At 44.2% G+C, this 8,110-nt stretch carries 9 protein-coding genes; 4 read left to right on the top strand and 5 right to left on the bottom strand.

Annotation, left to right across the window (positions count from 1 at the left end; translation table 11 throughout):
- Positions 1 to 252 precede the first annotated feature (252 nt).
- Entirely contained in the window at positions 253 to 1,359 is a 1,107-nt protein-coding gene (locus tag Q1A70_RS17925) for a M20/M25/M40 family metallo-hydrolase (RefSeq protein WP_299694829.1), read from the top strand.
- Between the two features lie 75 nt (positions 1,360 to 1,434).
- Here Q1A70_RS17925 and Q1A70_RS17920 read toward each other — a convergent pair whose 3' ends face one another.
- A complete protein-coding gene (locus tag Q1A70_RS17920; RefSeq protein ID WP_299694827.1) occupies positions 1,435 to 1,857 on the bottom strand; it encodes a DUF3859 domain-containing protein in 423 nt (140 codons plus the stop codon).
- A 99-nt stretch (positions 1,858 to 1,956) separates the two neighbouring features.
- Positions 1,957 to 2,325 carry an ATP-binding protein gene (locus Q1A70_RS17915; protein WP_299694825.1) on the bottom strand — a complete coding sequence of 123 codons (369 nt, stop codon included), beginning with the start codon at positions 2,323 to 2,325 and terminating at the stop codon, positions 1,957 to 1,959.
- Positions 2,326 to 2,704: 379 nt separating this feature from the next.
- On the opposite strand from Q1A70_RS17915, the gene metA reads away from it, so the two are divergent.
- Both metA and pilW read left to right on the top strand, forming a co-directional pair.
- Positions 2,705 to 3,646, top strand: coding sequence for a homoserine O-succinyltransferase (gene metA / locus Q1A70_RS17910; RefSeq protein WP_299694823.1), 942 nt, complete (start codon positions 2,705 to 2,707; stop codon positions 3,644 to 3,646).
- Between the two features lie 231 nt (positions 3,647 to 3,877).
- Complete coding sequence (gene pilW / locus Q1A70_RS17905) at positions 3,878 to 4,609, top strand: type IV pilus biogenesis/stability protein PilW (RefSeq protein WP_299694821.1); 732 nt, start codon at positions 3,878 to 3,880, stop codon at positions 4,607 to 4,609.
- Between the two features lie 269 nt (positions 4,610 to 4,878).
- On the opposite strand, the gene rlmF is transcribed toward pilW, so the two are convergent.
- Positions 4,879 to 6,120 carry a 23S rRNA (adenine(1618)-N(6))-methyltransferase RlmF gene (gene rlmF / locus Q1A70_RS17900; RefSeq protein WP_299694819.1) on the bottom strand — a complete coding sequence of 414 codons (1,242 nt, stop codon included), beginning with the start codon at positions 6,118 to 6,120 and terminating at the stop codon, positions 4,879 to 4,881.
- Positions 6,121 to 6,124: 4 nt separating this feature from the next.
- Positions 6,125 to 6,622 (bottom strand): M48 family metallopeptidase, encoded by a 498-nt coding sequence (locus tag Q1A70_RS17895; RefSeq protein WP_299694817.1) that lies wholly within the window; start codon positions 6,620 to 6,622, stop codon positions 6,125 to 6,127.
- A 153-nt stretch (positions 6,623 to 6,775) separates the two neighbouring features.
- Between Q1A70_RS17895 and Q1A70_RS17890 the strand changes: the two genes are divergently transcribed.
- Positions 6,776 to 7,012 carry a glutaredoxin family protein gene (locus Q1A70_RS17890; protein ID WP_016786183.1) on the top strand — a complete coding sequence of 79 codons (237 nt, stop codon included), beginning with the start codon at positions 6,776 to 6,778 and terminating at the stop codon, positions 7,010 to 7,012.
- Positions 7,013 to 7,145: 133 nt separating this feature from the next.
- Here the strand turns inward: Q1A70_RS17890 and Q1A70_RS17885 are convergent, their stop codons facing one another.
- A complete protein-coding gene (locus Q1A70_RS17885) occupies positions 7,146 to 8,018 on the bottom strand; it encodes a LysR substrate-binding domain-containing protein (protein WP_299694814.1) in 873 nt (290 codons plus the stop codon).
- Positions 8,019 to 8,110: the final 92 nt, after the last annotated feature.

Below are 8,110 nucleotides of genomic sequence, written 5' to 3'. Positions count from 1 at the left end.
CAGTGTAATTATCATAGTTCGTAGCATGATCCTGATTTTACTAAAAATCAAGCACCTTCAATGATCACGGGTATATAGCTATACGCGACGCTCTGGATAAATTGAGATGTATTTGTCATACCATTTAGCATGATCAGGCAACTTTCTTGATTTAACTCAGACAATCGTGCCCTTTAATGACGGTATAGTATTGCTCCTGTTCCTTCCTCCGCGACTTCTTTGAAATCAGCGGAAGCATCATGAGAATTAACAATGACCCAAATTAATGAGCAACGCCTTGTCGAACACTTCTGCGATCTAGTAAAAATTGACAGTGAATCTGGCAACGAAAAAGCCATTGCTGAAGCACTGGCTGAGCAATTAGGTGAGCTGGGTTTTGAAGTTCACAAGCTAGCGGTTCCAGAAGACTTGTCTAACGGCTTCAACATCTACGCTCGTCTCGATGGCACACTGCCAGGAAGCATTGTATTTAGCTGCCACATGGACACAGTCACACCGGGTATTGGCATTGAGCCGATCATTGAAGACGGTATTATCCGCTCAAAAGGTAACACTATCTTAGGCGGTGATGACAAGTCAGGTATTGCTGCAATCATGGAAGTGGTTCGCTGCCTGAAGGCAGAAGGCCAAGAGCACAAAACCATTGAGCTTGCCTTTACGGTATTCGAAGAAGGTGGCTTGTTCGGTTCATTCCACTTCGATATGTCTCGTATTCAAGCAGATAACGCGATTGTACTCGATTCAGGCGGCCCAATTGGTACAGTGATCAACGTCGCGCCGGGTCAACAAAAAATTGTTGCGACAATTAAAGGCCGCCCAGCTCACGCCGGTTTAGCACCAGAAGAAGGCATCAGTGCCATTCAGGTAGCTGCGGACGCAATCACCAAAATGAACCTTCTGCGTATTGATGAAGAAACAACCGCAAACGTAGGTATCGTTGAAGGTGGTCAAGCGACTAACATCGTAATGCCAGAGATAAAAGTTGTTGCTGAAGCGCGTTCACTAAACGGTGACAAATTGGCCGCTCAAGTTGACCACATGATTTCAACTTTTGAAGCAAGTGCTAAACAGTTTGGTGCCGAAGTAGAAATCGAATCAACGCGTGCTTACGATGCGTTCGTTATCGCAGATGATCACCCGCATATTCTCTCTATCAAGTCAGCATTTGATAAACTGGGTATCACAATGCAAACTCAAAGCACTGGCGGCGGTAGTGATGCAAACAACTTCTATGCTAAAGGTTTAACAACGGTAAACCTTTCTACAGGCATGTCAAAGGTTCACACCACAGAAGAGTACATTGCAGTAAAAGACATGGTGGCTATCTCTGAGTTTATCGCGGCTTACGTGACTCAATAATCACTAAACATATCTCATCAGGTTAATCACGTGCCTGATGAGATGTCAATTGACAGCGACAAAGCCTAGCTTCGCTTAAAAGCCGCGACGCTTCCAAAACTGCCCTTCATCTTTTGCCACAAGGTCGAACGTTTTATCCGCGATGATGTTCCCTTTCAGTTCAACCGTCATGCGCCATTTACCAATCTTATTGGCAATCGGAGCCCAAATAGTATCACCCAAATAGAAATCCCAATCGTTGTTGCCGACATACTCTTCGCCATCGAACGGTTCGAGTACTTCGCCTTTGTCTGTGGTGATGTTCGGGTGATAGATGCAGTAACGGATCTTTTCACCTTTGGCTTTTTTAATGTTCAAGATATAGCCAAACTCGACGTCGATTTCAGCATCAACGATAGTAGTAAACTCTTGAATTTTTGGAAGGTCTTTCGATTTAGAATCCCACGTTGTATAAATGCCGTAAGATGTCATGTCCACGATTGCCGATCGCTTTGCCATTGTGTTAGTACCTAGTGTTATTACTTAATTTTATCATTTTTTGACTGTCACTTTAACTTTGACTCGCTAGCCAGACACTCATTAGCTAGAAGTACAGAGCTATTCTTGCCAATCTCTCGCCATGCGCTTAATCACCGATGGCTCGATGTTGTGAATGCTACCAAATTGCTCACGGCATACTTCGATGATCAATTCTGCCTTATATTTTCGTGCAAGTTGGCGGTAGGCCTTCATCTCCCACTGCTTAATAAAGGTATTGGACACCACCACATCAAGCCCCTGCTTTAGCCCGTTTTCTGTTGAATTCTGACACCACTCGTGCGCCAGCCCAAGCTGCCAAGGGTCAAAACAGTAGTCACCCTGCTCGTTCACAAAATACATATCCGCTTCTAGATGCAATGCATTGTAGGTTTTTGCTTTGGTAGACTTTCCGGAGCCTGGTAGCCCTCGAATGAGTATCAACTTCATGTGCCACTTTATAGAACAGATTGGAAAATGTGAGTTTATCTCATAATGCGAGTCATGGCTTAGATAATCTTGAACCGCACCCATTCCAACACCTGTGCAGCAGTCAATTTATCTGTTCAGTAAAATCATCCTTCAGTCAAGTAAACTGAGCGATAGTGTTCTAAATGAGTTAGTGCTCTAAATGATAGTGATTAAATAGCAACGCTTTAATTGAAGGCGCTGTAATAGGTCGTTCTGTAATAGATAGAGAAAATGACCTTTGATACTTCAAAGGCAGCTAAAAATATGACAAGTCTGCACTTTGGATATCGACAAGCGTAGCAAACTATTATAAATTCAGAAGTATAGACGTCTAAATATCTAGCTTAGGGAGAAAGCTGTGCCTATTCGCATTCCAGATCAACTACCCGCATCCGATGTGCTTCGTGAAGAGAACATCTTTGTGATGCCGGTATCAAGAGCATCGACACAGGAAATCCGTCCACTTCGAGTCTTGATCCTCAACCTAATGCCGAAAAAAATTGAGACTGAAACTCAATTTTTGCGCCTATTATCCAACAGTCCCCTTCAGGTTGATATCGAACTGCTGCGTATCGATGATCGACCAAGTAAGAACACCCCAACGGAACACCTTGATAACTTCTACCGCCAATTCGAAATGGTCAAAGAGAGAAACTTTGATGGCCTGATCATCACAGGAGCACCGCTGGGGTTGGTTCAATTTGAAGACGTGATCTATTGGGATCACCTACAAACCATTATGGAGTGGGCGAACAAGCATGTGACATCGACCCTGTATGTGTGTTGGGCGGCTCAAGCAGGCTTGAAGTTGCTATACGATTTGCCTAAGCGAACTCGTAAAGAGAAGCTCTCCGGCGTTTACAATCACGAGATACACCAGCCTTTCCACCCGCTTTTGCGCGGCTTTGATGATAATTTCTTAGCGCCGCACTCACGATACGCTGATTTCTCGCCAGAATACCTCGCCGACAACACCGAATTGGATATTCTTGCAACGTCGGATGTCGCGGGAGTTTACTTAGCAGCGACTAAAGATAAGCGAAATGTGTTTGTGACGGGTCACCCTGAATACGATGCTCATACACTGCACACTGAATACGTTCGTGATTTAGGCGAAGGCATGGAGCCGGTGATCCCGATTAACTACTATCCGAACAATAATCCAGACAACAAACCAGTCGCAAGCTGGCGCAGTCATGGACACTTGCTGTTCTCTAACTGGCTAAACTACTGCGTTTACCAACAAACGCCTTACGATTTGGATAAATTCAGTGAAGATAATTTCACCAAAGACGACTAATTCTTTGTTCTAATACAGCATATCTAAAGCCGTTTTATATACCTTGCTCACAAGCTCCGTATTGAATGCGGCTTTTTTATGGCGTGTGAGTCGCACTCCCCCATCGAGCTCCCCACTCCACAACCTTGATTTCATATGATAGGTGCTTGTTTACAAAAAATTCGCCCACTCAGAACCCCGCCTATCAATGAAAAATAATTTCAAAGCATGTTGGGCGCTAAGGAACGGAATATGCACGCTAGATTTCGATTATCACACTTCACCTTACTCGCATCATTGTGCCTTATGGGTTGTGTCTCCGTAACCGAAGGTCCGCCTAAAATTGAAAGTGATCCGATTGCGATGTCTGAGTCTCGCATTGAGCTAGGGCTTGGGTATATGGGACAAGGTAATATGGTAAGAGCCCGTGAGAACCTTGAGCTGGCAGTCAAACATGCCCCTAGCTACTACCGCGCTCGCCTTTCAATGGCGCACTATTACGAGCAAGTTGGCGAAATAGAAGAGGCGAGAGGTGCTTATCAAAAAGCACTGAGGCTAGACGCAAAAAACGGCAACGTATTAAACAACTATGGTACGTTTCTGTGTAAACAAGGCGAGTACGAACAAGCCGACCAATACTTTAATCGCGCTATCGATCAGTCCTATTATTACCTCGTGTCTGCAAGCTATGAAAATGCGGCATTTTGCGCATTTAAGGCCGGTAATACAGACCAAGCTAAACATTACTTCGCTAGAGCGATTGACCACGATCCAAACCGAGTCAAATCGATTCTCCAGCTATCAAAGATTGAAGTGAATGACGCGGACTACGATGAAGCTAGGCTGCGTTTATTCAAATTCCACCAACGGTATGGTTATCAAATCCCTTCACTTAAGATCTTGGTCGAACTGGAAAACAAAGCGGGAAACGGTGCTCTTGAGAAGAAATATCAGAGTAAGTTAGATGAATTGCTTTCGGCTTAGTGGTACTAATACCAATCGTAGTAAATAACTGGTCACCCTAGCTTGTTAAAACGCTCGATAACTGCGTTAGAATTTTTGATTGTAGAATAACTACTTATCGAAAAATCCCGCCTTGTTCTCAAGCATTTTTCCTGCGCTATTTCTGATCACTTACTTACTGTGATTGGTATAATACAGCTTAGCTTATATGCAAAACACAAAAACGGGCTTGTTACGTTAACAACAAGCCCGTGCGTATTTCAGCTTAATATCTTAACGAATTACAATCACTATTTAAGCGCGATCCATTCTTGTCTTTGCTCGTCGTCCATAAAGGTCCAAGCGATAAAGCGACTCACCTTCTGGCCTTGCGACATCTCAACCACTCTTACTTGTTTAGCTCGTAGCTTACCCAATTCTGAACGAAGCATATCGACGTTGTCTTTCTTCGAAATCAATGTCGTAAACCACAATACTTGCGTTGCAAAGCTTTGGCTCTCTCTCGCCATTTTCATAATGAAAGCCGCTTCGCCACCTGGGCACCAAAGCTCGGCTTTTTGACCTCCGAAGTTTAAAATCGGTTTATCTTGCTTCGCTGACTTTTGGTGCATTTCGGGCTTAAACGCTTTATTTGTTTCTGGCTTAAGCGCCTTGCCTGCTTTCTTAGCACGGTTCGCCGCTAGGTTGTCCAGTTTACGTTGCGACCCTTTTTGCGCCTCTTCCAGAGAGCTGTGGAATGGAGGGTTACAAATAGTGACGTCGTAACGTTCATTATCCTTAATGACACCCTTAAAGATGAATTCAGAGTCCGCTTGCAAGCGAGCTCGGATCTTCCCTTTTAGGTTGGGGTTACTTTCAGCAATGAAGTTCGCGGTTTTGATTGATACAGGATCAACATCGCTCCCCGTACAACGCCACTTATACTCGGTAGTACCAATGATTGGGTAGATACAGTTTGCGCCGACACCAATATCCAATGCTTTTACAGAAGCGTGTTTGTAAGGTTCGCCTTGAACATCACTATTGAGGATGTCTGCCACTCTGTGGATGTAGTCAGCACGGCCTGGAATGGGTGGACATAGGTAACCCGCGGGAATATCCCAATGCTTAACGCCATAGTGATGGGCCAGCAGTGCCTTGTTAAGTAACTTAACCGCCAATGGGTCCGAGAAGTTGATCGTATCTTCACCAACAGGGTTCTTAATCAAGTGCTCTTTTAACTCAGGTAACGCAGCAACCAACAATTCGAAGTCGTAGCGACCTGTGTGCTGGTTTCTCGGGTGCAGCCCGCCCACTGGTTTAGAATTCTTCTTGTTACGTTGCGAACCGCTAGATCTTTTTGGTACGCACTTATTCGAATTGCCTTTCTTAAACGGTGCTTTACCCGCCCCGCCTTTATTATTGGTTGGTTTACCAGAAACTCGCTTGGCTTTATTCTGTCCAGCCGCTTTTGAATCCGCATTGTTACGGTTTTTATCAGAGGCGCTATTTTTCGACAGGCTTAGCGTGGTTCTATTTTGTGATTGGCTCATTGGGCTACTTCTTTAAATCTAAATACATCATGAATAAACGGGCATCTAACTCAAGTTGATGATAGTCCGGTTCCATGTGACAGCATAGTTGGTAAAAGGCTTTGTCGTGCTCTTTCTCTTTGATATGCGCCAGTTCGTGTACCACCAGCATTCTTAGCAAAGGTTCTGGTGCATTTTTAAAGACACTGGCGATACGAATCTCATTCTTCGATTTGATCTTCCCACCGTGATTTTTGGCCACGTAAGAGTGAAGCCCTAATGCATTATTGATGAGATGGATCTTGCCATCGTAAATCACTTTGCTGATTGGTGGTGTTTTTTTCATGTAGCGATTTTTTATCTCAATCGCATAGTCAAACAGGGCTTTCTCGCTTTTTATTTCATGATTCTTTGGGTAGCGAGCTTCAAACCACGGCACCAATTTACCCGACTCAACCAGTTGAGTCACAGGTTCAATAATGTGCTTCGGATAGCCTTGAATATAGCGTAAGGAAGGATGCATGCTGAAAGACTGTACCAGTTGCGCCACGACAATACGTTGTGGTCTTGAAAATTGAGCCGTATAGTGTAACTGATCACACTTTTCTAATCACCTAGGATTCGTTACACTTTAGCGAGATTCAACAAGAGCTAGATTCAACAAGAGAATGCCAAAATGAAACGTGTTGTATTGTACGTCGCAGACAAATGCCCGCACTGTAAAGATGCCCAGCGCTATTTGGACTCAAAGAAAATTGTTTACCGCCTAACCAATGCAAAAATGCAGCGTGGCCGTAAAGAATTGCAAGCGATGGGTGCTCGTTCTATCCCCGTGCTTAAAATCGGCGACCAAGTGATGGTCGGTTGGAATCAAAAGAACTTCGACAAGATGTATAACTCAAAGAACACATAACGTGGTCTAAGAGGCACATCCATCGACAAGCAAAGCCCGCCGATCCAACCAAGGTTCTGCGGGCTTCGTTCTATCTATTTATTTATCTATTTATCTATTTATCTATTTATCTATTTATCTATTTATTATTCAATCACACGTAGCGCTTAACGAACTCAATAAAGGTACGGTCTGCCTTTGAAAGATAACCCTGCTTTCTCCATGCCAAAGAGAGATTGAGCTTCACCGGCTCTTTAAATGGGACCCCGACCACATCCTCCTCATACTCCGTGACTAAGTTAAGCAACGCGGTGATCGCAAACTCCCGCTTTACGATAGATAGAATCATCGGCAACAAATTGGTTTCGAACGCGATGGTCATGTCTAGGTTGTACTTCTTGCAGGTTGCATCGATAAAGTCGCGGTGGAAATAACCCGACTTAAACATGATCAGCTCTTGAGCGAAAAACTCTTCAAAGGTAATGGATGACTTTAACGCCAATGGGTGATCCTTACCTACCACCGCCAGCATCTCGGAACTCAACAAGTGGTCTGTTTCAAGATCATCGGGCACATGTTCATGGTTGACCACTCCGATATCCAGCTCACCGTTTAATAACATCTCACGAATCGAGGCCGTACCCGCATCAATCAGAGTCAATTTTAAGTTTGGGTATTGGCTCTTAAATGCCATCACGACTTGCGGGAAAAAATAGCTACCCATCATGCTTGGCGCTCCGAGTCGCACCTCGCCTTTCTCTAACCCCTTTAACTCGTTCATTGCCAGTTGGGCATCATCAAACTGCTGAGCAATTCGCTTCGCATGGTCAAACAGCACTTTCCCCTCTTCGGTTAAGGTGACCGTTTTATCGCCTCGACGAAACAGAACCAATTCAAGCGTTTGTTCTAACTTTTTAATGGAAATACTCAACGCGGGCTGCGCTATATGCAGCGCTTTGGCGGCTTGAGTAAAGTTGCCAAACTGTGCAACCGCCAGAAAATGTCGCAGGGGTTTTGATTCAAGCATTTCAATATACTTAATATATATACTCGTTCAACTTGAAGATGCAGGCTTGAGAACTTGAAAGTTATCATTAATTCGAGATGCCAAAGAGCCTG

The organism is uncultured Vibrio sp. (assembly GCF_947488985.1).
Lineage (GTDB): Bacteria > Pseudomonadota > Gammaproteobacteria > Enterobacterales > Vibrionaceae > Vibrio.
Note: the sequence above shows the minus strand (reverse complement) of the source record. Positions and strands in the feature narration are given on the sequence as shown.

Coding starts and splice junctions, on each gene's coding strand:
- Q1A70_RS17925 (WP_299694829.1), top strand. CDS start 253: ATGACCCAAATTAATGAGCAACGCCTTGTCGAACACTTCTGCGATCTA.
- Q1A70_RS17920 (WP_299694827.1), bottom strand. CDS start 1,857: ATGGCAAAGCGATCGGCAATCGTGGACATGACATCTTACGGCATTTAT.
- Q1A70_RS17915 (WP_299694825.1), bottom strand. CDS start 2,325: ATGAAGTTGATACTCATTCGAGGGCTACCAGGCTCCGGAAAGTCTACC.
- pilW (WP_299694821.1), top strand. CDS start 3,878: ATGCACGCTAGATTTCGATTATCACACTTCACCTTACTCGCATCATTG.
- rlmF (WP_299694819.1), bottom strand. CDS start 6,120: ATGAGCCAATCACAAAATAGAACCACGCTAAGCCTGTCGAAAAATAGC.
- Q1A70_RS17895 (WP_299694817.1), bottom strand. CDS start 6,622: ATGCATCCTTCCTTACGCTATATTCAAGGCTATCCGAAGCACATTATT.
- Q1A70_RS17890 (WP_016786183.1), top strand. CDS start 6,776: ATGAAACGTGTTGTATTGTACGTCGCAGACAAATGCCCGCACTGTAAA.
- Q1A70_RS17885 (WP_299694814.1), bottom strand. CDS start 8,018: ATGCTTGAATCAAAACCCCTGCGACATTTTCTGGCGGTTGCACAGTTT.